The sequence below is a fragment of the cyanobacterium endosymbiont of Epithemia clementina EcSB genome (assembly GCF_029919255.1).
Classification (GTDB): domain Bacteria; phylum Cyanobacteriota; class Cyanobacteriia; order Cyanobacteriales; family Microcystaceae; genus Rippkaea.
The window spans coordinates 2,889,632-2,914,704 of record NZ_CP123991.1; the positions used below are offsets into that span (position 1 = coordinate 2,889,632).

General features: G+C 35.2%; 17 protein-coding genes and 1 pseudogene. 13 read left to right on the forward strand and 5 right to left on the reverse strand.

The features are described from left to right. Positions 1 to 146: 146 nt before the first annotated feature. Complete coding sequence (gene thiL, locus P3F56_RS09655; protein ID WP_281152642.1) at positions 147 to 1,145, forward strand: thiamine-phosphate kinase; 999 nt, start codon at positions 147 to 149, stop codon at positions 1,143 to 1,145. Between the two features lie 148 nt (positions 1,146 to 1,293). On the opposite strand, the pseudogene P3F56_RS09660 reads toward thiL, so the two are convergent. Then, positions 1,294 to 1,784: pseudogene (locus P3F56_RS09660) on the reverse strand (Hsp33 family molecular chaperone HslO); the annotation flags it as partial. Between the two features lie 165 nt (positions 1,785 to 1,949). On the opposite strand from P3F56_RS09660, the gene P3F56_RS09665 reads away from it, so the two are divergent. The 6 genes from P3F56_RS09665 to rpsJ all read left to right on the forward strand — a co-directional run bounded on the left by P3F56_RS09665 (position 1,950) and on the right by rpsJ (position 7,592). Continuing rightward, positions 1,950 to 2,381 carry a HesB/IscA family protein gene (locus P3F56_RS09665; RefSeq protein ID WP_342637149.1) on the forward strand — a complete coding sequence of 144 codons (432 nt, stop codon included), beginning with the start codon at positions 1,950 to 1,952 and terminating at the stop codon, positions 2,379 to 2,381. A gap of 118 nt (positions 2,382 to 2,499) precedes the next feature. Beyond that, a complete protein-coding gene (gene rpsL / locus P3F56_RS09670) occupies positions 2,500 to 2,874 on the forward strand; it encodes a 30S ribosomal protein S12 (RefSeq protein WP_119260200.1) in 375 nt (124 codons plus the stop codon). Between the two features lie 275 nt (positions 2,875 to 3,149). After that, complete coding sequence (gene rpsG / locus P3F56_RS09675; protein WP_281152643.1) at positions 3,150 to 3,620, forward strand: 30S ribosomal protein S7; 471 nt, start codon at positions 3,150 to 3,152, stop codon at positions 3,618 to 3,620. A 110-nt stretch (positions 3,621 to 3,730) separates the two neighbouring features. Continuing rightward, complete coding sequence (gene fusA, locus P3F56_RS09680; RefSeq protein WP_281152644.1) at positions 3,731 to 5,818, forward strand: elongation factor G; 2,088 nt, start codon at positions 3,731 to 3,733, stop codon at positions 5,816 to 5,818. Positions 5,819 to 5,942: 124 nt separating this feature from the next. Then, the gene (gene tuf, locus P3F56_RS09685) at positions 5,943 to 7,172 is read left to right on the forward strand and encodes an elongation factor Tu (protein WP_281152645.1); all 1,230 of its coding nucleotides are present in this window, start codon (positions 5,943 to 5,945) and stop codon (positions 7,170 to 7,172) included. A 105-nt stretch (positions 7,173 to 7,277) separates the two neighbouring features. Continuing rightward, positions 7,278 to 7,592, forward strand: coding sequence for a 30S ribosomal protein S10 (gene rpsJ / locus P3F56_RS09690; protein WP_044107444.1), 315 nt, complete (start codon positions 7,278 to 7,280; stop codon positions 7,590 to 7,592). Between the two features lie 438 nt (positions 7,593 to 8,030). Here rpsJ and pgsA read toward each other — a convergent pair whose 3' ends face one another. Next, complete coding sequence (gene pgsA, locus P3F56_RS09695) at positions 8,031 to 8,618, reverse strand: CDP-diacylglycerol--glycerol-3-phosphate 3-phosphatidyltransferase (RefSeq protein WP_281152646.1); 588 nt, start codon at positions 8,616 to 8,618, stop codon at positions 8,031 to 8,033. A 68-nt stretch (positions 8,619 to 8,686) separates the two neighbouring features. Further along, complete coding sequence (locus P3F56_RS09700) at positions 8,687 to 9,280, reverse strand: rhomboid family intramembrane serine protease (protein ID WP_281152647.1); 594 nt, start codon at positions 9,278 to 9,280, stop codon at positions 8,687 to 8,689. 128 nt (positions 9,281 to 9,408) lie between these two features. Between P3F56_RS09700 and folB the strand changes: the two genes are divergently transcribed. From folB to P3F56_RS09725, 5 genes are all read left to right on the forward strand, one after another. Then, positions 9,409 to 9,774 carry a dihydroneopterin aldolase gene (gene folB, locus P3F56_RS09705; RefSeq protein WP_281152648.1) on the forward strand — a complete coding sequence of 122 codons (366 nt, stop codon included), beginning with the start codon at positions 9,409 to 9,411 and terminating at the stop codon, positions 9,772 to 9,774. Between the two features lie 399 nt (positions 9,775 to 10,173). After that, complete coding sequence (locus P3F56_RS09710) at positions 10,174 to 10,788, forward strand: DUF3318 domain-containing protein (RefSeq protein ID WP_281152649.1); 615 nt, start codon at positions 10,174 to 10,176, stop codon at positions 10,786 to 10,788. A gap of 376 nt (positions 10,789 to 11,164) precedes the next feature. Then, positions 11,165 to 11,374 carry a hypothetical protein gene (locus P3F56_RS09715; RefSeq protein ID WP_281152650.1) on the forward strand — a complete coding sequence of 70 codons (210 nt, stop codon included), beginning with the start codon at positions 11,165 to 11,167 and terminating at the stop codon, positions 11,372 to 11,374. A gap of 106 nt (positions 11,375 to 11,480) precedes the next feature. After that, entirely contained in the window at positions 11,481 to 14,507 is a 3,027-nt protein-coding gene (gene sbcC / locus P3F56_RS09720; RefSeq protein WP_281152651.1) for an exonuclease subunit SbcC, read from the forward strand. Positions 14,508 to 16,015: 1,508 nt separating this feature from the next. Further along, the gene (locus P3F56_RS09725) at positions 16,016 to 16,156 is read left to right on the forward strand and encodes a hypothetical protein (protein ID WP_281152652.1); all 141 of its coding nucleotides are present in this window, start codon (positions 16,016 to 16,018) and stop codon (positions 16,154 to 16,156) included. A gap of 1,331 nt (positions 16,157 to 17,487) precedes the next feature. Here the strand turns inward: P3F56_RS09725 and purF are convergent. Together purF and purL are read right to left on the reverse strand one after the other, a co-directional pair. Continuing rightward, entirely contained in the window at positions 17,488 to 18,981 is a 1,494-nt protein-coding gene (gene purF, locus P3F56_RS09730) for an amidophosphoribosyltransferase (RefSeq protein WP_281152653.1), read from the reverse strand. Between the two features lie 405 nt (positions 18,982 to 19,386). After that, complete coding sequence (gene purL / locus P3F56_RS09735) at positions 19,387 to 21,693, reverse strand: phosphoribosylformylglycinamidine synthase subunit PurL (protein ID WP_281152654.1); 2,307 nt, start codon at positions 21,691 to 21,693, stop codon at positions 19,387 to 19,389. 1,446 nt (positions 21,694 to 23,139) lie between these two features. On the opposite strand from purL, the gene fabG reads away from it, so the two are divergent. Further along, positions 23,140 to 23,895, forward strand: a complete 756-nt coding sequence (fabG, locus tag P3F56_RS09740) for a 3-oxoacyl-[acyl-carrier-protein] reductase (protein ID WP_281152655.1) — start codon at positions 23,140 to 23,142, stop codon at positions 23,893 to 23,895. Positions 23,896 to 25,073 lie beyond the last annotated feature (1,178 nt).

Genomic DNA, 25,073 nt, shown 5'->3' on the forward strand with positions numbered 1-25,073 from the left:
TTAATCAACTTCCTTGCTTTTCTGATTGTTAATAAGAAATATCTTTACTCTAAACTGTTTCGTCTTGAGCGAAAGCTATAGATGGCTATTATTTTTTTTCTAAATATTTGTAATATTTACACTATAATCGTTTTTGAGTAAAAATAATGAAATCTAACCAATCTGTCAACGACATTGGTGAACAGGGGTTATTAAAGAAACTTCAGTCCTTTTGTCCTGGAAATATTATCGGCGATGATGGAGCGGTTTTATCGGTAGACTCTCAAGAACAATTAGTAATAACTACTGACGTTTTAGTAGATGGGGTTCATTTTAGCGATCACACTACTCCTCCTGAAACTGTAGGATGGCGTGCTGCTGCGGCTAATTTATCCGATTTAGCAGCCATGGGAGCCACTCCAATTGGCATTACGGTAGGATTATCTTTACCAGGGGAATTGAAACTAATTTGGGTAGAAAAGCTTTATCAAGGATTAACCGATTGTTTGCAACGGTATCAAACCCCCATTGTTGGTGGCGATATCTGTCGTTCTCCAGTCACTACCATAAGTATTACCGCTTTTGGAACTGCCGTACCTCACCGTATTATTCGTCGTTCCTCAGCCCAACCTGGGGATGCTATTCTGGTGACAGGAACTCATGGGAAATCCTATAAAGGATTACAATTATTGCTTAATCCTGAATTAGGTAAAAATATCTCCCAATCTGAACGAAACACTTTAATCGAAGCCCATCAACACCCCAAACCTCGCCTAGATGTCCTTCCACTGCTTTGGGAAATAGTAGAAACAACATCGGTAGCGGGAATAGACAGCAGTGATGGTTTAGCCGATGGAGTTCTGCAAATCTGCCGTATGAGTGGAGTAGGAGCAAGATTAGAGCGCTCGCAAATTGAGCCTCCTCCAAGTTTATTACAATGGATGTCACCAGAAGAAGCTTTATATTGGACTTTGTATGGAGGAGAAGATTTCGAATTAGTTCTCTGTTTACCCCTAGAATTAGCCAAAAAATTGGTGAAACGCTTAAGAAATGGGGCTGCTATTATTGGAACGATTACAGAAGAACCAAACGTGATTTTAGTTGATAATCAAGAACGATATCCCCCCCAAAAATTAACTCTAACTCAAGGGTTTCAACATTTTTGATTGTTGCCAATTTTCTAGTTGAAGTTAGGGGAAAAGACTAATAGTGACATCCTCCATCAGCACGAAAAAATTTGACAAGAAACATGAAAAAAATAAATTAGTGATGAATAAATGAGCAACTTTTCTAAAAATTGTCTGTTGCCTATTTCCCATTTTTGGCTAAAAAAAGTCTATTTTTGAACGCTGAAGAGGTTTGCTCCGAACTCACCAAATAGTAGACTACATCATTTCCTACTTCACTAGACACCAGTTTCATAGTGGTTGTATGGGGATAACCACATACTACATCACGTACCGCATAAAGAACCAATTTTCAACCAATAACTCCCTCAACATCAAGTTGACTAATCACATTGGGGGCAATTCCATATGGGGACAGTCTACATAACCTCGTACGGTTCCATCTAACCCCAAATCTACTAAAAAACCTTTTAACGGTCCATCGCCTTTAATACGAAAATTAATACGAGACCCCTTTCACTTCATACTTGAGGTAAGTAATAACTCCGATGTGATTCCCGGTCCCAGAGCTGCTGTAGCGATATAAGAAAGGTTTGATCCTACTCTTACTTTTTCGGTTAATCAAGTCTAGATCACACCGACGGCTCTAATTCCGTCTTCTGCTGCGGCAACCCTGATTCATAATATTTGCTATGAATATCCTTACATTTCTTAATGTCTATTTTCTTATCCCAATCTAAGGGTCTATATTCTAAGAGAAGAAACAATAGTTCTAGGTAGAGAGTTTCTTCCTCCGAAAATATTACCTATGAGTAATTTGTTAGAAAGCGGATAACGTCTTGAATGAACATTCCATTCCACAACTCTAGCCTAGTCAACCAACATCCAATTACGGATGCCATGACTGGTATCAAAATTACTGAAAATCGATACTTTGGAGTTTTTATGATTCAAATCACACCAGCCGCAGTTAAAGAAGTCCAACGAATGCAGAGTAGCCGTCAGAAAGTCAACAATTACTTTCGACTAAGGGTGAAAAAGGGAGGGTGTTCAGGACTATGCTATATTTTTGAATTGTCTGAAACCCGACAAGAAAGTGATTATCTCTACCAACTAGAAGAAATTTCAATGCTGATTGATCAGGCCAGTCTTCCTTATCTTAAAGGGTTACGTTTGGACTATGCTGAAGACTTGATGGGTGGGGGTTTCCGCTTCTCTAACCCCCAGGTTGCTGCGACCTGTAGTTGTGGTCTATCCTTTACTATCAAGCATTAACCTAAAAAAACACACCTTCAGGAGTTGACAGACTATCTCCTAGATAGGTATCATGGTAATTTGTCAACGATTATATTAATGATTTAGGGTTGGTTGTAACCCTTATTTGAGTTTACTCATGCCAACTATTCAACAACTCATTCGCAGCGAACGCTCAAAACTGAAAAAGAAGACGAAATCGCCAGCACTCAAACAGTGTCCCCAACGTCGGGGGGTTTGTACCAGGGTTTACACAACTACCCCAAAAAAGCCCAATTCAGCCTTGAGGAAAGTAGCACGGGTTCGTCTTACCTCCGGCTTTGAGGTTACCGCCTACATCCCTGGGATTGGTCATAATTTACAAGAGCACTCCGTTGTCCTTATCCGTGGAGGTAGGGTCAAAGACCTGCCTGGAGTGCGCTATCATATCATTCGCGGAACATTAGATGCGCAAGGGGTCAAAGATCGCAAACAAGGACGTTCTAAATATGGAACTAAACGACCCAAAGGATAGGATTATAGATAGGGTGTATCTAATTATTAATTATCCCTAAGTCTAGAAGTATAATTTTCTTTAGTTAGGCGATCATCATATACTTTAGTCCCACCTAGTCTTGCCTTGAAGGATAAACGATTGTAATTTTCTTAGAGAGAAATCACATTCAAAGGCAATGCTAAATAATGTAAGGCCATAGACGACGAATATCTCCCAAGCATACTATCTATCCTCTTCATGGGAAGAAGGGGAAACTATAATCACTATCTTAAATTAAAGAGGAAAACCCAACTATGTCTCGCAGAGGAAACATAAAAAGACGACCGGTTCCCCCCGATCCCATTTATAACAGCCGTTTACTCAGCATGACAATCCGTCGAGTAATGAAAAGCGGGAAAAAGTCCGTAGCGGCTGGAATTATCTATAATGCGATGACCTCCATCAGTGAAAAAACGGGAGCTGACCCCTTAGAAGTTTTTGAAAAAGCCATTAAAAATCTGACTCCCTTAGTAGAGGTTAAAGCACGTCGGGTCGGAGGTGCTACCTATCAGGTTCCCATGGAAGTTCGTTCCTCACGAGGAACAACCCTAGCTTTACGTTGGTTAGTCCACTATGCTCGTATTAGAGGAGGTCGTACCATGGCGAGCAAATTAGCCAGTGAAATTATGGACGCAGCTAACGAAACCGGGGGGGCAATGAAGAAGCGGGATGAAACTCACCGTATGGCTGAAGCGAACAAAGCCTTTGCCCACTATCGCTATTAAGGGCTAGTTTTGCCAGGGAGCAGTGGCTAAGGTCTGATAGAACGCCCATTCTCCTATAGTGTGAACAGATAACCGATGAAACTAGTTTATACAAAACCAAGGAGGTAGCTGTGGCACGTACTATTCCACTGGAGAAGGTACGAAATATAGGCATTGCAGCCCATATAGATGCAGGCAAAACTACTACGACCGAGCGAATTCTGTTCTATACAGGAATCGCTCACAAACTTGGCGAAGTTCATGAAGGGACTGCCACCATGGACTGGATGGCACAGGAACAGGAACGAGGCATCACCATCACTGCTGCTGCTATTAGTACAAGTTGGCTTGGCCACCGAATTAATATCATTGATACTCCAGGTCATGTAGATTTTACCATTGAAGTGGAACGCTCTATGCGGGTATTAGATGGTGTAATAGCCGTATTTTGTTCTGTTGGAGGTGTCCAGCCTCAATCGGAGACAGTGTGGCGACAAGCGGAGCGCTACCAAGTCCCTCGCCTTGCCTTTGTGAACAAAATGGATCGCACCGGAGCTAACTTCTTCAGGGTTTGCGAACAAATTAAGAATCGCCTCAGAGCTAATTCAGTGCCGATTCAAATTCCTATTGGGAGTGAAAACGATTTCCGTGGCATTATAGACTTGGTTCGGATGCGGGCTAAAATATATCAAGATGACTTAGGTAGAAATATCAAAGATACAGATATCCCTGAAGAATTTTTAGAGCAAGCCCTTGAATATCGAAGTAAACTCATTGAAGCGGTAGCCGAAAATAATGAAGATCTTTTAGAAAAATATCTCGAGGGAGAAGAATTAACTGAGGCTGAGATTAAACAGGGACTACGTTTAGGAATTCTTAACCGTTCTATAATTCCTCTCCTTTGTGGTTCTGCTTTCAAAAATAAAGGGGTGCAACTGCTTCTCGATGCTGTAGTTGACTATTTACCCTCCCCCTTGGAAGTGCCAGCAATTAAAGGATTATTGCCTGATGGAACTGAAGACGAGAGAAAAGCTTTAGACGATGAACCATTCTCCGCACTGGCTTTTAAAATTGCCGCTGATCCATATGGCCGTCTGACCTTTATGCGGGTTTATTCGGGGGTTTTGGCTAAAGGAACTTATGTATATAACTCAACCAAAAATAGTAAAGAACGGCTTTCACGCTTGATAGTCTTAAAATCCAATGATCGCATTGAAGTTGATGAACTCAGAGCTGGAGACTTGGGCGCTGCCATTGGCTTAAAAAATACTACTACGGGGGATACCCTATGTGATGAGAATAAGCCAATAATCCTTGAATCTTTATTCATCCCAGAACCGGTTATTTCGGTTGCTGTCGAACCCAAAACCAAACAGGATATGGAGAAGCTTTCCAAAGCCCTTCAATCTCTCTCTGATGAAGATCCCACCTTCCGAGTGAGTATCAATCCTGAAACCAACCAAACAGTTATTGCTGGGATGGGAGAATTACACTTAGAGATCCTTGTTGATCGGATGTTGCGAGAATATAAGGTAGAAGCAACAGTGGGTAAACCCCAAGTAGCCTACCGTGAAACCATCCGTAAACCTTGTGACGCGGAAGGAAAGTATATTCGTCAAAGTGGGGGAAAAGGTCAATATGGGCATGTCATCATTCACGTTGAACCAGGAGAATCGGGAAGCGGTTTTGAATTTATTTCTAAAATTGTCGGGGGAATCATACCTAAAGAGTACATCGCCCCTGTGGAACAAGGGATAAAAGAAGCTTGTGGATCAGGTATTATTGCAGGATATCCCGTCATCGACCTTAAGGTAACGCTGGTTGATGGTTCCTACCATGATGTTGATTCTTCAGAAATGGCCTTCAAAATTGCCGGTTCAATGGCCATTCGCAATGCGGTCACTAAAGCTTCCCCCGTTGTGCTAGAACCAATGATGAAAGTTGAGGTAGAAGTCCCTGAAGATTTTCTAGGAGAGATTATGGGAGATCTAAACTCTCGTCGTGGCAGCATCGAAGGGATGGAATCTGAAGACTGCCTTGCCAAAGTTTCTGCTCATGTTCCTCTGGCAGAAATGTTTGGTTACGCGACCGATATTCGGTCAAAAACCCAAGGTCGGGGAATCTTCTCGATGGAATTTAGCCATTATGCCGAAGTCCCGTCCAGTGTCGCCGAAGCGATCATAGCAAAAAACACAGGGAACGCCTACTACAGTGAATAGCAAATGGTGAAAAGTGGATAGTCAACCCTTAATGGTTAATAATGAACTACGGGTAACTGATTACTAATCACTGAAATTTATCACTGTGATTTAAACAGAAGACAAAAAAAGGAACAATTGACTCATGGCACGCGCAAAATTTGAACGGACAAAACCCCACGTTAACATCGGCACCGTCGGTCACGTTGATCATGGGAAAACCACCCTCACAGCAGCTATTACCATGACTTTGGCTGCTGCAGGTAGTGCTAAAGCTCGTAACTACGAGGATATTGATGCAGCCCCTGAAGAAAAAGCGCGGGGTATTACCATCAATACCGCCCACGTTGAATATGAAACACCAACCCGCCACTACGCTCACGTAGACTGCCCAGGACACGCTGACTACGTTAAGAACATGATTACCGGAGCTGCTCAAATGGACGGGGGCATCTTGGTAGTATCGGCAGCTGACGGACCTATGCCCCAAACTCGCGAACATATTTTGTTAGCAAAACAAGTTGGGGTTCCTAGCCTAGTGGTCTTCTTAAACAAAGAAGACCAAGTTGACGACGAAGAACTTCTCGAACTGGTAGAACTTGAAGTCCGTGAACTCCTTAGTGAGTATGATTTTCCTGGAGATGACATTCCCATCGTCACTGGATCTGCTTTGATGGCCGTAGAAGCTCTAAAAGAAAATCCTAAGCTTGCTGCCGGGGAAAATGAATGGACAGATAAAATCCTGAAGTTAATGGGAGAAATAGACGCTTATATCCCTGAACCCGAGCGAGAAATCGATAAAGCCTTCTTGATGGCAGTTGAAGATGTCTTCTCCATTACTGGTCGGGGAACTGTTGCTACCGGACGGATTGAACGGGGCAAGGTTAAAGTAGGTGAAACCGTTGAGATTGTTGGTATTCGAGAGACCCGTAACACTACTGTTACCGGGGTAGAAATGTTTCAGAAAACTCTTGATGAAGGAATAGCAGGGGATAACGTGGGTCTGCTTCTACGGGGTATCCAAAAAGAAGACATTGAACGGGGAATGGTTTTAGCTAAACCTGGTTCGATTACTCCCCATACCCTATTTGAAGGTGAAGTTTATGTATTAACAAAAGAAGAAGGGGGTCGTCACACGCCTTTCTTCAAGAACTATCGCCCTCAGTTTTATGTCCGTACCACCGATGTAACCGGAACCATCCAAGACTACACCGCCGATGATGGCAGTGCAGTAGAAATGGTCATGCCTGGTGACCGGATTAAAATGACTGTGGAACTTATCAATGCTATTGCTATTGAGCAAGGAATGCGTTTTGCAATTCGCGAAGGTGGCCGTACTATTGGTGCTGGTGTTGTTTCGAAAATTCTCAAGTAGGACAACTTAACCTTGATTAGCGGCCAGTTATCAATTCTTGACTGGTCGCTGACCGAATAACGGATTAATCTATCAATCACAACCGAACCTTGACAACTAAAAATTATGGCTACACTGCAACAAAAAATTCGGATTCGCTTGAAAGCTTTTGATCGTCGCTTACTTGATACCTCCTGTGAGAAGATTGTTGATACAGCTAACCGAACAGATGCAACCGCAATAGGCCCGATTCCTTTACCCACTAAACGTCGGATTTATTGTGTTTTGCGATCACCTCACGTAGATAAAGATTCTCGTGAACACTTTGAAACCAGAACCCACCGAAGAATTATTGATATTTATCAGCCTTCTTCCAAAACTATTGATGCTCTAATGAAATTGGATTTACCGGCAGGGGTTGAGATTGAAGTTAAACTATAGTATGCAACGATTGAGCCTATCCTTTTGATAGAGGATAAAAAACGTTGTACTTAGCAAACCGATGATATCTAGGGCTATTGTATAGCTACTGATAATATTGACTTTAGTTTTGAGAGAGAGAGCACACGGGTATCTCTCTTTTTTATTTTGACAATAGTTCATCATTAATACTCTTACAAAGAAAAGTAGTGTTTAGCTATTTTTTGCATATTCAAAAAATCATTGTTATTTTTAAGCCCATTGTTCTTCTTTATAAAGAAGAGAGAAGTCAATGATACATTATTAAATCTTGTGGAACTCATATTTAATAATGGCGTAACAGGCAGTTAGAATATAAATTTTTCAATAACTACAACTAGTTAGTGAAATTTTGGCAGATTAGTACAATGTTGTTTCCCGTGGACTTATCAACTTATTACAAGTTTAATTAAGTTAATTCTAACTAACATTTTTTGCTTTATTTCTGGGATTCATCTCTTTCGAAGACTTGGATAACTGAGTTTTTGATAATATTTGTGGTAACAAATAGCTGACCCCAGAAATTAATGTTAGAACGACAGCCACCCAAAATACAATTGAGCACAGAGTGCCCCACTGAGGACTAAGAGGAGCAATTAATAGAGCAATGGCTATTATTTGGCTGACGGTCTTTAATTTTCCCCACCAATTTGCCTCTTGAACTTTTCTATTTTGAGTTAAACTCGGATTGACTCGCCAGCTAGTAATTGCTAATTCCCGGCCCATAATCAAAAAAACACCCCAAGAGGGAACCTTTTCTAATTCAATTAGACTTAATAACGGGGCGAGAACTAATAATTTATCTACTAAGGGATCGAGAAACTTCCCTAATTCTGTAACTTGATTTAATCGCCTTGCTAAGTGGCCATCTAACCAGTCTGTCCCTGCTGATACTAAAAAAATTGCTATGCTAATCCAGCGATGAGATGGGGTAGGATCATGTAGGAAATAAAACATAAATGGCAATCCTAATAAACGCGATAACGTAACTAAGGTGGGGAGATTCATCTTTATCTGGCAAGCATTTTCAACTGAATTATAGAAACCTAAATAAACAGATCATTAAAATTACCCACCTAACTTGGGCGATTCTGCTTTTCATTAGCTATTAGTTTAGCAGCTAAGACTCCGCCGAGAAACCCAAATAGATGGCCTTCCCAAGAAATTCCAGGGCGAGAAGGTAACATTCCTAACACTAATCCACCATACAGAAAACTAACAATAATGGACAAAAAAATTGAGACGAAGTTCTGTTGAAAATATCCTCGTAATAGCAAAAATCCCAAATAGCCAAAAATAAGAATACTAGCCCCAATATGAACTGAACCAGGAACCCCAAATAACCAGACCCCAAAACCACCTACTATCATTGTTAGTAAAGTAACCACCCAAAAATCACTGGTTTCTTGTAACATTACAAACCAGCTTAAAACCACAAAAGGAAGAGTATTGGCAATTAAATGACTTAATCCACCATGCAAAAATGGAGCAAACAAAATTCCTCGTAATCCAATTAAGTCATGGGGAATAATGCCAAATCGGTCTAAACTTCCTTTAAAGATTAACAGATCTAAAAGCTCTAAAACCCAAAAAACGCTAAGAAATCTCCCTAGGAGATTAACACGGCTTTTTATTTTATAGGAAATGCTATTATCTTTGAGGTAATTCATGGGGCTTATATTTGAGGAAGTTTTCACTTCAAGTCAACTTTGATCTGACCAAGCTAAGATATATTAACGATAATAGATTCTAAAATCAAAGTTTCACGGTAAAACTATCGATTAAATCGCCAAAAACTATGGAATTCATTGAAATTACTAAAATTAGGTCCTACGGCTACACGGGATATTTGCCAGAAGAACAGGTATTAGGTCAGTGGTTTGAAGTTGATATAATCATAGGACTTGATCTAACCTCCGCCGGAAACAGCGATCAAATTAAAGATACATTGGATTATCGTCAAGTGATCGCCATCGTTAAACGTCTTATTGCCACCGAAAAATTTGCCCTAGTTGAAAAACTGGCTGAGGTGATTGCTCAAAAAATATTAATTTTGAACAAGGTTCAACTAGTTAGAGTTCGTTTAAGTAAACTGGCAGCTCCTATTCCTGATTATAACGGAAAAATTACCATTGATATGACAAAAAGACGAAAAACAATCTAAATCTTTACCTTTGTTAGTAAGGTAAAGTATAAATATGAAGTTTAATCATAAAATTTACAGAAAAATCTTAGATTCTAGGGTAGAAGTTAATGGCACAACAGCCAGATTCTCTTCACCAAAAATATCTAGTTATGTCAAAGATTATAACGATTTTTTATAAAAAGATTCAATAAATTTATAGTAATATGCTAGTTTTGGCTAAAATAAGGCTAATATCCTGCACTTTCAAGCAGATGCAGTTATAATAGAATCTGTCATCTTAATAACAAGAGACTATAAAAAATAGCTTAGTTATATTCTCAATTAAAATCTCACTACTAGAAAAGTGTTTAAAAAACAATAGCTAATCTCTGGAGAGATTATACTCAATAAAGAGTTTCTTTTAGATAGAGTTCTTGTATGAGTGTTGAGTCTGAGATTAGACGATTATCGGATCTTATGCCAGCTTCTGGACGAATGTTAACCAAAATTATTAGCAAACCTCAGCAATCAAAGGTAATTGATGCGCCATTTTCTCCTCCTTGGAATCGAAATAACCGTCCTATATATATTAACTTTAATTTATGGTGGCAATTACCACAAGGACAACGAGATTTACTACTTTTAAGAGCAACTACCAGTTTAATTGGAATTAAATGGCTTAAGCCTAATTTATATCAAGGAATTACTGCAGCCGGATTAGTAGGACTGACAGTTCAAACGGCTCAAGGGGATATTTTAGGAATGATAGTTTCTGGAGGATTAACCGCAATCTCCGCTTATCAAATTTGGCGCAATAACCTAAGTATGCAACGGGAACTCGATGCTGATGAAGAAGCTATTAAAATTGCTTTTAGACGAGGCTATAATTCGGTAGAAGCCTCGAAAAATCTACTTAATGGGCTTGAAGCATCTTCGCAATTGGAAAGACGTTTCAGTCTCAGTTTTACGGAGTTAATTCGTTGCCAACATCTTAAGGAACTCGCAAATATCTCCCCGATTGGCGTTCCTGAAATGGTAAAAACAAGAAAATGATTAGTTACAATCAATTGCTCCATATATAAATTGAAGTTACTCAATTGAGCAGATAATTTTTTTTAAGACTTAATGATAAACTAAACTGTATCTTATCGGGATAGAGACTGCTATATTGGGTTTCTTTAACTGACTCTTTTTCTGAATCATTCCTAAAAAACTAGACGAATTTTCTGAGAATTAGATGGAAAATCACTAAAACAATTTGAGAAATATTAAACTGGATATTTTTACCAAAAACTTCAATTGTGTAATTAAATTTACACAATTGAAGTTTTTTATTAAATCAATTCTAAAGATTAACTAGTTTTACATTGATCATTAATCAGGATTAATAAGTTATGATTGATAAAATCACGTTATTGGGGAAATGTTAATGAACTCAGGAAAAATAGTTGCTATTATTACAGGAACAGTCTCTATTTTTTTAGCGATTGCTTATCTTATTCTAGTACAATTACTAGACATTAGAGGGGAAACGATTCCTGGCTCAAACTTCAATAATAAACAGATATCAATTCATGAAGTTGTCAACAATAAGATAAATAATTGTGAAGTTTTAAATGCAAAAGGGATAATCGTTTAGTAGCTATTAGATAGACTGAGCAAAAGTGATAAAGAATTATTGATATAAAAAAATACCCCCGATGATTCCTAGAATTATCGGAAATTGTCCACTGATAAGGATTTGAATGATTCCCCTCGAACTTAGCCTGAAAAACTTTCTTAGCTATCGAGAAGCAACCCTAAATTTTAGAGGGTTACATACAGCCTGTATCTGTGGTGCAAATGGTGCAGGAAAATCATCTTTACTCGAAGCAATTACCTGGGTGATTTGGGGTAAAAGTCGCGCCGTAGTTGATGATGATGTTATTTATACAGGATGTAACTATGTGCGAGTTGATTTTCAATTTATTAGTAATCAAGAAGTTTATCGAATCATCCGTAATCGTCATCGAGGACGTAGTAGTCATCTAGAATTTCAAATAGAAAGTTCAGGAGAATTTCGTTCATTGACTAGCAAAGGAATACGAGCTACTCAAGAAAAAATAGTTTTCTCCTTAAAACTGGATTATGAAACGTTTATTAATTCAGCATATTTACGTCAAGGAAGAGCTGATGAATTTATGCTACGTCGCCCAATAGAACGAAAACAAATATTAGCAGATTTATTAAAGCTTGGACAGTATCAAGAATTATCTAATCGAGCTAAGGATTTATCTAAACAATATCAAGGACAAGCTCAACACATTGAATTAAGTCTAGTACCTATAAAAGAAAAATTAGAAAAGAAAAAAGATATTCAAGGACAACAGTTAACTCTATCCGAACGGATACAAAAACTTCAACTTAATCAAGAAAAGCAAAAAAATCAACTCCAGCAACTTCAACGAGAAGAACAGCAGAGAAAAACTTGGTATAACCAATTAGATTGGCAAGAACAACAATATAAAAAACTAGAAAAAGACAAACAAAGATTACAAAAGGAAAAGAACGAAATTAATCAACAGCTGCATCGTCTTATAATAATTACAAATCAAGAAGATAATATTCTTAAAGGTTGCCAGAAATTATTAGAATTACAAAAGGAAGAAAAAAGCTTATCTCTTAAGTTTAAAGTTCATCAAGATAATACTAAAAGACAACAATTATTAACCCAAAAGCTAAATAAAAAACATAATGTAATTGAGTTACAAATTCATCAAGCTAAAACTCAGTTAGATATATTAGAGCGAGAAGAAAAAGAACTGCAGTATATTCTTAAGAATTCCGATGAAGTCAAAACTGCTTTGCAACATCTATCTAATCATCGTAGACACTTATACGAATTAGATAAGTTACAGCATAAAGTTACACCAATTCAACAAAAATACTACAATATACACTCTGAAATTGAACAAGTTAAGGCTAATTTAAAAGCCCAGCTAGAACAGCTTTATATTGCTGAAACTGATTGTTTGGAACAACTAGAAAAAATGCCAAAAATACGGGAATCTGTATCAGATCTTGATACTAAAATACAAAATCTTGACAATAAAAAAAATTATCAAAAACGAGTGGAAGAAAAAGGTCAAAAACAAAAAGAGTATCAAAAAATACTCAAAGAAAATCAGCGACACTTTGAAGAAAAAATTGAAGAATTAAAACAAAAACTACAAAAACTAAACGTTCCAAATTCAATTTGCCCTCTATGTGAACAGCCATTAAATGACACTCATCTTAATCAAATTTTTAGAAAAACTCAGTTGCAGGAACAAGAAATTAAAGATAAAATTTGGATGTTACAAGAACAGATATCTCTTGTAGAAAAAGAATTGAAAATACTAAGAATAGAATATACTCAATTAAATAAAGACTTAGCTGATTATCCTTCATTACAGAAAAAAATTGGACAATTAGAAGCACAACTAGAAACTTTTGAAAAAGTTAATTTTAAACTTAAACAAGTTAGAGAAAAAATTCAAAAAATTGAACAAAAATTGACTGAAAATAGCTATTGTATAGATTTACAATCTGAACTTAATACTCTAAATCAAGAACTAAAACATCTCAATTATGACGAGCAAACCCATGCTTTAGTTAGAGGAGAAGTCGAACGATTGCGTAAAGTAGAAATTAGACAAGCTAAACTAGAAGATGCGAATCGCCGTCAGTCAATTATTTCACAACAAAAACCCCAACTTATTCAAAAAATATCTGCTCTTAAGCAAGAAATAAAAAACTTACATCAAACCTCAAAGATTAAACAAGAGCTTGAGGAAATAGAACAATCAATTCAAAATTTAGGCTATCAAAATTCAAATCACCAGGAATTACTAAAGTCTCTTCGTGAGTCCCAGTCTTGGGAACTAAAATTTCAAGAATTGCAACAAGCAAAACAACAATATCCCGAATTACAAAAACGGTTAGAAATTGTAGAAATACGACTAAACGATAACCTTACTGAACAAAATAAAATTAAACAAGAAATTGATATCTTATCTTTTAAGATAAAATCCACAATGGATCAAAGAGAAATAATTACTGTCCTAGAAAAAAGCATCCAAATTCAACGACAAAAATTAGATGAGTTGTTAGCAAACCAAGGAAGATTAGAACAATCTATTTCTCAATTAGAAAGTGTTAAACAACAATTTACTGATGATAAAAAACAGCTTAAAGATATCTATAGGAAATATCGTGTTTACACAGAATTAGCTCAAGCATTTGGGAAAAACGGCATCCAAGCATTAATGATCGAAAATATTTTACCTCAATTAGAAGCTGAAACTAATCAAATTCTTGCTCGCTTAACGGATAATCAACTTCATATTCAATTCTTTACTCAAAGAAAAGGACGTAGTGGTAGTTCTCGGAAGAAAACTACAAAAGTTATTGATACTTTAGATATTTTAATTTCTGATTCTCAAGGAACTCGTTCATATGAAACTTATTCGGGTGGGGAAGCATTTAGAATTAATTTTTCTATTCGTTTAGCTTTAGCAAAGTTACTAGCACAACAGGCAGGAACTTCTTTACAAATGCTCATTGTTGATGAAGGATTTGGAACCCAAGATGCTCAAGGTTGTGAGCAATTAGTTGCAGCAATTAATGCTATTGCTTCAGACTTTTCTTGTATTTTAAGTGTCACTCATATGCCACGATTCAAAGAAGCTTTTCAATGTCGTATTGAAGTATATAAAGACAATCAAGGATCTCAATTAGAGTTAGTTAGTTGAGTAGATATAAATAATTTAATATATATTACTTGAATTGATATCTTTAAAAGTAACTTTTATTTGATAAATGTAGTTCTACTAAACTGCTCATATAGAATATATTAGTTAAATACCAATTTAAAAAACTTCAGAGTTGAAAATTTGCAAAATCTCTTAATCTATAAGCTCTCCTTTAAATCAACTTAAATTTATTGTTAATACCTTCTAATGTTCCTTCCAAAAAAAGGAAATAATTTTTCTAATTTAATACCAATTAAACAGCCTTTTAGCTGTAATAAGTGAGTTCTTAAAAACATAAATTAGTTAATTTTTACAGTCCTGATACCTAAATTTGAGTCTTTTTTGAAAATTGTTCTAAATTATTCTTAAAATTGGTGTTTTAAAAGAAAAAAAGTAACATTACATAAATCTATATATAACTTAATTTTTAATTTTTTGCTTATTTCTTTTTAAGAAAATTTACTATTATTTGATTCTATATTTTTTAGGTTTTAATTTAATTTTTAAGTTTTGTAGCTTTTTATTTAATAGGTTTTAAAATAAGCTAATTAAGCATTTACTTGTTTGATGACATAAAACATAGTTGCTAGTACTTTAGCTTATAACATTTATTTATTAAAAAGATTTAATAGGATGGTGTGAGATCTAGACTAATCTATTTAATCTTCCTCAAAATCTCTTTCTCCCAAACTTCTGACTATTTTGCTCTTTTTTAAAATTTTCTTACTTTTGTAATTATTACCATCATTCCTTTATGTAAATTTACCAACACTATATGATAGTAAATATGGTAATGAAAACTAATTTATAATGAGAGGGTAATATTCTCAATATAAATGATATATCTAAAATATTATTTAGTTTCACTAAATAGTTTATCGGAATCAAAAAAATAGTACTTTTTTTTGAAAAAATCTTGGAAAGAAACTATAAAAAAATCTTGCTATAATCATATTTTATTCTTAATAACAAGAAAATTTTAAAAAATAAATAATTAAAAATTTTCAAGATAAGAATTAAAAGCAAAGAGACTAAACAAACTTTATTAGTGAATAAAGTTTCTAAAAAATTAACTCATAAGTTAAAATTAAAACCAGCAAATGGATGAATATGGACATAATCGACAGCAGCCAGTTGGACAGGTAAAAAAATGAGATTCCTGAAAAAAGTTTAGATACTCCTATCAGATTCTAAGATCAAAATATAGAACTTTTTAAACAAGAAATATTTATTGCAAATCAACCTTTTTAAAAAACTATATGAAATATCTTCAGAAGTAGAAATAGATATATAGCTATTTTATGAACTTTAAGTCTACTTAAAGTTCATAAAAGAAAAGTTTTTAGTACTCTCATAGAAAGATTTACTGCGACGGTAACCTAGAGCTATCAATATTTAGTTGTATATCTATATATTTATCAAATAACTAACATGATAAACCTTATAAAATTAAATTTCAATAAAAAATATAAAATGGTCGAATTTAGTTGATGAATATTTGGCTAAAGATGTCAAACTATCTGAAAAGAGTTTTATTAAGAGAAGATAATGCCGAACGGCGTTGTAGCAAAAAGAGAAAAATTTCTTCAGGAATTACTAGAGAATACTTGCTAGCTTGCTCTCCAGAATTAGAGTCAGCAGAAAAATGATAGACGTTAGCAGATGATTTTTGAGGTTATGAGTATTTTGAAATAATTAATAAAATGGAAAAATTCTTGTTTGATTTTGGTAAGATTCTCAGTCAAATACAAAAAATTAAAAATTTTATCGATGATTTTAAGTTAAATATCCTGTGTTTTATACAGATAAAATGGCAATTGGATTCAATTTAATAACTTTCTTGTCTTTTAATCATGGCAATTTAATACAATGTAAACTTTTTAAACTTCTAAGTAAACTTCTAAGGTTTTGATATTTGTAATTTTTGACCTAAATATTCCAGTATTATCTTTTTTTCTTGTTCAATTACTCCATTTCTTTTGGCTACATCGTTAACGTCATTATTTAAGACCTCTTCGATGATTTTTATATTTAATCTTTTTGAAGATATTCTTTTTTTTAAAAAAAAACCTTACTTTTCTGTAAACTTATTTTTACATTGATTACAATTCATTTGACGATGATTAATCCTGAGATAGACGGCTTCCTCTTCTCAAGGTAAATCTTCGATAGTTAATTTTTAATTTTAATAAAATTGAATGGTGGCTGAACTACAATCAATACGAGTTTCTATTTGGTCTATGTTTTCAATAAATCAAACTATTCCTATATCATTTTTTATTTTATAAAAGGTAATAATAAATTTTTCTAAATTTAAAATCTAATTTACTAAACTGAGTTTAGTTTGACTTTTTTAAGAAATAAGATTTGCTACAATGTAGTCTATACTATAATTATATTTTTTGATAAGTTCATCATTGACAATCAAAATTTGCCTTTATTTTATAAAATTGTTGGTTATTATTAGTTCTTTTATTTTTTTTCTGAGCGCTCTCTCTTTAAGGGATTTTATGTCTTTTTTTTCTAAATTATTTCTTTTTACTTCTTGGATAATCCAACAATCCTTCTTTTCTTTGAAAAATTGATCTAGGAATTATTTTCCTAAAAAATATTTTCTGATAGATTTCTCAAATCTGTGATCCCCTTACCTTCTTATCCTCTTGGATTTAAATATAATATTTTTGCCATTTTTCTTGAAGATTATTTTTAGATTGTTAGTGAACTTTGATGTTTCTTGACTTTCCCAATTTTATTAGCTTAATTTTTTAGCAGGCTGACATCTAGTGAGCGCTTTTCTTCAACTATTTTTTTGCACCACATTCGTTCAAGCTCATCTGCTTAACTATTTAACAATATCCCTACTGATTCTTTGTAGCAAACCTAAAGGAAATTTTACATATAAAATTTCAAAACTTCTTAGTCTTATTTAATCATTTAGAAGAATAGGATAAATTTACTAATTTCTCTTAGGTAAAAAGACTCACACTTTTGCTTCTTCTAAAAGGAGCTTAGAGCGCTTAATTCTTTCGGGAATGCTAACAGGATAGTCTCCGGTAAAACAAGCAGAACAGAAACTATCGGGATCTTCGCCCGTTACTTCTAACATTCCTCTCCAACTCAGATAAGCCAAAGAATCCACTCCTATTTGTCTTGCAATATCAGGAATAGACTTGGTGGCTGCCACTAACTGAGTTTGGTTGTCAGTGTCAATGCCATAAAAACACGGATGAGTGACAGGGGCGGAAGAAATCCTCATGTGTATTTCTTTAGCACCAGCATCACGCAAGGCTTTAACAATTTTACGACTGGTGGTTCCTCTTACAATAGAATCATCCACTATGATTACTCGTTTATCTGCAAGTACATCTTTAAGGGGATTTAACTTCATTTTAATCCCCGACTCTCGCATCTGTTGAGTGGGTTGGATAAACGTCCTTCCTACATAACGATTTTTGATTAATCCTTCCCCGTAAGGAATTCCTGATACTTGGGAAAATCCAATAGCTGCCGGAATACCAGAATCAGGAACTCCCATAACTAAATCAGCTTCAACAGTAGATTCTCGTGCCAATTTTTGCCCTAAACGTACCCGATAACTGTACAGAGTTTCACCGTGCATTATGCTATCAGGACGGGAAAAATAAATCATTTCAAAAATACATAATTTCCGTTTCGGTTGAGTTACCCAGTGGAAAGATGATAAACCATTTTCGGTAATCCAAACTAATTCTCCTGGTTCTACATCCCGTAGATAGTCTGCTCCAATAATATCTAAGGCACAAGTTTCCGAGGCAAGGACATAACGAACAGGATTTCCTTCTAAAATACCGATGACTAAGGGACGGATACCGTTAGGATCTCTTACCCCCATTAATCCCGCTGGAGTTCCAATGGCTAAGCTATAGGCTCCAGAACATAATTGAAACGAACTAATAGCTGCTTCTAACCAGTCTTTGCCCTCATTGACCTCTTGGGCAATGGCTACTGCAATCATCTCTGAGTCGGTGCTAGTATCAAAGTGGCAGCCTCGTTTTTTTAGGATTTGACGTAATTCTATGGTATTGACAAGATTGCCGTTGTGTGCCAGGGATAAGTGACCTAGACGGGTATTGAGAACAGCTGGTTGAGCGTTAGCTTTTTGGCTAGATCCTGTAGTTGAATAGCGGGTATGTCCAACGGCTATATTCCCAGTCAATTCATCTAAGATAGATTCTTTAAAAACTTGGGAGACTAACCCCATGTCTTTGTAAATGTGAACACCATCCTCATCTAAAGTAGCAATTCCGGCTGATTCTTGCCCTCGATGTTGCAGGGCATAAAGTCCAAAATATGTCAATTTTGCAACGACTTTCTCGGGGGCATAAAGTCCAAAAATACCACAGGCTTCTTCTGGTTTTTCAGAGGCTAGATAGAGAGAGTCAATGGTGTCAGTTATTTGCTGATGATCATTAAAAATCTGGTCGTTAGCAGTCATGGATAGGATTTTGCTCCTGAAAGAGGCGGTCTGGCGATTTTAGCTGAAATTGGTCTAGTTAAGAATATTACGAACGGACTTTAATAGTTTTTTAACCTAGTCTTACCAAAGTTTTTATCTAGGGTTAAACGATTATAAGGTGTGGCCATCTAATTTGTATAGACCAGCTATATTGATTTAAATTGTTTCTAACTTAAAATTAACATTGGATGCTCAAAATGACCAATGTTTTTTACAAAAACCATTGTAACGTTAATCAAAAATCTACGATTAATTATGTTTATGTGTATTTTTAAAATTTTCTATGATATTTAATTTAGTTTATGAGAACGTTAAGTTTTGTATAAACACCTAAAAAATCAAAGCATAAATCTCTGTTAGAGATGTTTATACTTTAATTGAAATTTAAATTTTCAACTGTTTTTCAATTGCTGTTGACCAGGTTTCAAGCATTGGTTCGATATCTAAGTTAATCAAAGATAAGTTGTCAGAAATAGTGATGTTTAAACTCTTAGCAGAAGTTCGACCTATTTTTTGCCAATCTTGGTTTAACTCTTGATTTAAATAGTTTTCCAATTTATCTTGATTAATGGGACTAGTAGAAACAATTATTTGTCCAGTTACCTCTCCAAATAATAACTCATCAAGTCGTTTTTTATCTTCCACTTGTAGAAAAATCTCTGCTCCTAATCTACCGCTAATGCAACACTCTGCCAAGGCAACACCTAGTCCACCTTCTGAACAATCGTGAGCAGATTTTACCCAACCTTGACGAATGGCATTACGGCATACTTTTTGGACTAGAATTTCAGTATTAATGTTTACTTTAGGTGGCTTTCCTGCTACTATCCCGTGTAAGCTTGCTAAGTATTCTGACCCTCCTAAGGTAGGCCTATTTCCTATTCCCAAAACATAAATTAAATCCCCTACTTTTTGCCAGCCTTGACCACATATTTTTGTGATGTCAGGAATTAATCCCACCATTCCTATGACTGGAGTAGGATAAATAGGTTGAGGTTTTCCGGCAGAATCAAGGGTTTCATTGTAAAGGGAAACATTCCCCCCAGTAACCGGAGTATTTAAATCTCGACAAGCTTCAGAAATACCTTCACAAGCTAAAGCTAATTGCCAATATCCAGTAGGGTTTTCAGGACTACCAAAATTGAGATTATCCGTGACTGCTAACGGTTCTGCTCCCACACAACTTAAATTCCTCGCAGCCTCAGCTACAGCGGCTTTCGCCCCTTCGTAGGGGTCAAGATAAACATAACGGGAATTACAGTCGGTGGTAGCCGCAACCCCAATTTTACAAGTGTTGGGGTTTGCTTCAATAGGACGAATACGAATTATTGCCGCATCAGCCTCTCCAGGCAAGATCACAGTATTATTCTGAACCTGGTGATCATATTGGCGATAGACCCATTTTTTTGAAGCAATAGTGGGAGTATCTAATAAGTCTAAAAGGATTTCATCCCAGGTTTTTAATTGATTGTTAATCTCAATCCCATTTACTGTACAATCAGGTAAACTTTCAGCCGTCCACTGCCAAGCTCTCTGGGCATATTTAGGGGGATCTTTTAGTAGTTCTCGATGATAAATAGGGGTATCATTTGCTAAGGCTGTGGCTGGAATTTCAGCAGCAATTTCCCCTTTAAATAAAATCCTAACAATGGGTTCACTAATAACGGTTCCAGCAACCACTGCTTGAAGTCCCCAACGGTGAAAAATCTCAATTAATTCTTGTTCCCTACCTTTGTGGGCAACAAATAACATTCTTTCTTGGGACTCCGACAACAAGTATTCATAGGGAACCATACCGGTTTCTCTTACAGGAATCTTATCTAAGTCTAATTCAACTCCCACCCTTCCATTAGCTGCCATCTCTGAGGTGGAACAAGTAATTCCTGCTGCACCCATATCTTGGGCGGCGACAACTGCACCAGTTTTAAAGGCTTCTAAACAGGCCTCAATTAAGGATTTTTCTAAAAAAGGATCTCCCACCTGTACTGCCGGGCGATCGTCCATAGACTGGACCGTAAGTTCCGCACTAGCAAAACTCGCTCCTCCCATGCCATCTCTTCCAGTAGTTGAACCGATGTATAAAACTGGGTTGCCGATGCCTGATGCCCCAGATTTAACGATTTCGGAAGTTTCCATCAACCCCAGGGCCATAGTGTTAACTAGAGGATTGCCGCTATAAGCAGTATTAAAATAAATTTCACCTCCGATAGTGGGAACTCCAACCGCATTACCATAATGAGAGATTCCTTCAACTACCCCGACAAACAATCTTCTAGTTTTGGCGTCTTCCAAATTACCAAAACGTAGAGAGTTCAAACAAGCTATGGGACGCGCTCCCATGGTAAAGATATCTCTGAGGATACCACCGACCCCTGTGGCTGCCCCTTGAAAAGGCTCGACCGCAGAGGGATGGTTATGAGATTCAATTTTAAAGGCTAATTGTAGTCCATCCTCCAAATATACTACCCCTGCATTTTCTCCTGGCCCAACGAGAATATGATCGCCTTTTGTGGGGAATTGTTTGAGCAAGGGGCGAGAATTTTTATAACAACAGTGTTCTGACCACATGACCCCAAACATTCCTAATTCGGCCTTGTTAGGGTGGCGCCCTAGTCTTCGAACAATTTCTTCATATTCTTCGGGTTTTATACCTTCTGCGGCGATTTCTTCTAAGTCAAAGGGGTTAATCATAGAGGATTGCTTAGGATAACAGGGGTAATAAGGTAAGATAAATAGTGGTTACCGTTTAGAATTTACCAGCCGGATTAATCACTGGTCATATAGTTTAGACTCATTAGTTCGTTGTTGCTTAATTTTCTATTTCAAAATTTTCATTACTCTGTTTGAAATAAAAGTAGTAAGAATTCTTTCAAGAGGAATTACAACAATGTATGACTGATGATGTATCTTATATGATACATCATCAATTACCGCAATTACATTATAATTATTCCTACTATTAGTAGTGCAAAACTCTATACTACTAATGTTAATATTGATACTACTAATGTTTTTTGTTGTCTAGGAATAAATAAACTGAAAAAAAATAAAATCTGCCAACATTTTTTAAAACATAAAAATATGTTATGTATACTGTGCTGTTGCTACTTCGTGAGTGTTAGTTAAGCGACACTCCTCTATAAAATTACTTTTTTATATTTGTAATTTTATTTATTAAAGTTTTAAGTACTATTAGTATTCTTAGAATTTACAATAAACAACAAAATTAGTAATTGTAAAAATAAGATACTAGGAATTGAATAACAATAAGTATGTGTTAAAAAAATGAATTTTAAGAGTCGGATATTGACCAAGCTTAAAAAAAAATGTAAAGATTAATTGTTTAAATTTATCTAAGGAGATGTCTAGAGTTTAATAAGAAAAGTTTTTAATACAGATGGTTCTATAATTAGTTACTTGACTATTTAAAAACAGATTATTAGTGAGTTGTTTTTAACATCGTCTACCACGTTAGATAAAATAAGATCGTAAATTATAATTAACTACAAAAGTAACACAGCAGAGCCAAGAGTATTATAGTTGGACTACTAAATTTAGTATAAAGTTCATTATTTAGTGTATCTAAAAAAACTAAAATAAAAACTATTGAAATAAATCAGGTTTTAAAATATCGTTTGTGCTGGGATAAATGGAGGTGTTTCAATAGAAAATGACGAGATTTTGCAAATAAATCAACTAGTTAGTTTTAAGATCAAATTTTCTGCTAAAATATTTCATAATTTAGTATTATCACATAAGTTAGAAATTTTTGTAGAGCAATAATTAGAATAAGGGAAAAAAGTAATTATAATTGACACCAGTCCATGCACTTTACAGATTCAAACAAAAGAGGTAGTTTTGTTTTTATTTAAATTGTTTGCGGATAAGAATTAGTGAAGATATTTAAACAGTTAGAACCAGGCTTACAATCTACGAAAATATTTAGAGATTAATTATATTTACGTCAATATAAGTTCTCAGAAGGAAATAGAATACTTGAAGTCCGAGAAACTAAATGCAGAAAGAAAAGTAGTAACTTTTGATGGAAAGTATCTGTGATACTCTAGCCACTTTCGAATAAATGTTCCCTGAACCCGTAAGATAGTGTTTAGCAAGATACAACTAGAGATAGTGATTATGGCAGATAGTCAAGTAGATTTAACTGAACAAGTTTCGATCATTACAGGAGCCTCACGGGGAATTGGTCGGGAGATTGCTCTGTCTTTAGGATCTATAGGTCTAAAAGTGGTGGTTAATTATGCTCGTTCTAGCACAGCCGCGAAAGAAGTAGTACAAAGTATAATTGATAAAGGAGGAAAGGCGATTGCAGTTCAAGCAGATGTTTCCAAAACTGAAGAGGTTGATACTCTAGTTGAAACTACCTTAAATCAATTCGGAAGGATTGATGTTTTAGTAAATAATGCTGGAATTACCCAAGACAATCTTCTCATACGGATGAAACTTGAACAGTGGCAACAAGTCATCGATCTTAATTTAACAGGGGTGTTTCTCTGTACAAAAGCGGTCACTAAATTAATGTTAAAACAGAAGCGGGGACGTATTATTAATATAACCTCAGTTTCCGGACAGATGGGTAATCCAGGTCAAGCTAATTATAGCGCAGCTAAAGCTGGCGTAATTGGATTAACAAAAACTGTAGCCAAAGAATTAGCTGGTCGTGGTGTGACGATTAACGCGGTTGCGCCAGGCTTTATTGCAACGGATATGACTAAAGATGTTAAGTCTCAAGAAATCGTTAAATTTATTCCCCTTGGTCGTTATGGAATGCCTCAAGAAGTAGCCGGAATGGTCCGTTTTTTAGCCACTGATCCAGCCGCTTCTTATATTACTGGACAGGTGTTTAATGTTGATGGTGGGATGGTAATGGCTTAAGAAATGATTGATAGTTAATAGTGACCAGTTGTCAGTAATGCTGTGACTGGTCAACTTAATATATTAGACAATAAATAATTATATCTAATTTTTAATACTTGTATCATAGATATGATACAAGTACAACTAAGTTAATTGATAATAAATGATAGAAAAAGAAAAACAGCATAATTTAAACGCTTCATCAAAGATGACGGACACATTGCTTTAATTTATATACGAAAAAAAATAAAAATATCAAGCTTATTAAGCAATAAAAAAATACTTAAATTTAATCTCAAAAAAATTAAATGCCTAGACAAAATATGTCCAGAAGCCAAAGATAAAATTTAGAGTTCTATTCAGAAAAACTGCCATGCCAAGCCAAGCTTATAAATGATCATTTGAAAAAAGTATTATCAATAGAATATTATTATGGACGGCGCAATAGTAAAGAGAAAAAAATCTGAAATCTTATTTATTAGAACTTTCTTGTCTTTTAATCACAGCAATTTTATCGATTACGAATCATTTCCATGTCTGAGCTTTTTATATCTGTAATTATTGACCTAGATTTTTAAACATCATTTCCATTTCTTCTTTACTCAATTAATTTCTTGTTACTACATATTTCCAGGATATGTTCTTTTCTTGTTTAAAAAACTTAACCTTTTAAAAATTTAGAGAACCATACAAAGATTTTAGAAAAGTTTTCTAATCAAAAAAGAAGTAATCAAATGGTTAATCAATTGGAACAATTAGAGAATATGCAGAAACCTTTTTTAAAACTGTCCTAATGTTTTTGTGTAGTATTACTTTTAAGTAAAAGTCAACATTTTGACTTAATTTAACTAAAATAAAAAAACTGATATAACACTTTCTATATAAAAACTATGGCTTTTTATAAACCTATAATTGACAATTAAATCTTGTCTGTATATTTTATATTTTTATACAAAAATTTAGGTAAAGTTTGACAAAAAAAATTATAGAAGTTTTGTCGAGCAAAACTTCTATAATTCCAAAAACTTAATTCTCATAAAAATTAAGTTTTTGGAATTATAGAATGCATTCTGCAGTCAGCACTAAAAGTTTTACAAGTCATCAGATACTGAATCTATCATTCTTAGTCTAGAAAAATAGATATCTATTTTAACTTCTAGCTTCTAGTTTTTATTATGTATGGTAAATATTACCCA

Coding starts and splice junctions, on each gene's coding strand:
- rpsG (WP_281152643.1), top strand. CDS start 3,150: ATGTCTCGCAGAGGAAACATAAAAAGACGACCGGTTCCCCCCGATCCC.
- P3F56_RS09715 (WP_281152650.1), top strand. CDS start 11,165: ATGAACTCAGGAAAAATAGTTGCTATTATTACAGGAACAGTCTCTATT.
- P3F56_RS09725 (WP_281152652.1), top strand. CDS start 16,016: ATGTCAAACTATCTGAAAAGAGTTTTATTAAGAGAAGATAATGCCGAA.
- P3F56_RS09665 (WP_342637149.1), top strand. CDS start 1,950: ATGAACATTCCATTCCACAACTCTAGCCTAGTCAACCAACATCCAATT.
- rpsL (WP_119260200.1), top strand. CDS start 2,500: ATGCCAACTATTCAACAACTCATTCGCAGCGAACGCTCAAAACTGAAA.
- purL (WP_281152654.1), bottom strand. CDS start 21,693: ATGATTAACCCCTTTGACTTAGAAGAAATCGCCGCAGAAGGTATAAAA.
- thiL (WP_281152642.1), top strand. CDS start 147: ATGAAATCTAACCAATCTGTCAACGACATTGGTGAACAGGGGTTATTA.
- P3F56_RS09710 (WP_281152649.1), top strand. CDS start 10,174: ATGAGTGTTGAGTCTGAGATTAGACGATTATCGGATCTTATGCCAGCT.
- tuf (WP_281152645.1), top strand. CDS start 5,943: ATGGCACGCGCAAAATTTGAACGGACAAAACCCCACGTTAACATCGGC.
- purF (WP_281152653.1), bottom strand. CDS start 18,981: ATGACTGCTAACGACCAGATTTTTAATGATCATCAGCAAATAACTGAC.
- rpsJ (WP_044107444.1), top strand. CDS start 7,278: ATGGCTACACTGCAACAAAAAATTCGGATTCGCTTGAAAGCTTTTGAT.
- P3F56_RS09700 (WP_281152647.1), bottom strand. CDS start 9,280: ATGAATTACCTCAAAGATAATAGCATTTCCTATAAAATAAAAAGCCGT.
- folB (WP_281152648.1), top strand. CDS start 9,409: ATGGAATTCATTGAAATTACTAAAATTAGGTCCTACGGCTACACGGGA.
- sbcC (WP_281152651.1), top strand. CDS start 11,481: ATGATTCCCCTCGAACTTAGCCTGAAAAACTTTCTTAGCTATCGAGAA.
- fabG (WP_281152655.1), top strand. CDS start 23,140: ATGGCAGATAGTCAAGTAGATTTAACTGAACAAGTTTCGATCATTACA.
- pgsA (WP_281152646.1), bottom strand. CDS start 8,618: ATGAATCTCCCCACCTTAGTTACGTTATCGCGTTTATTAGGATTGCCA.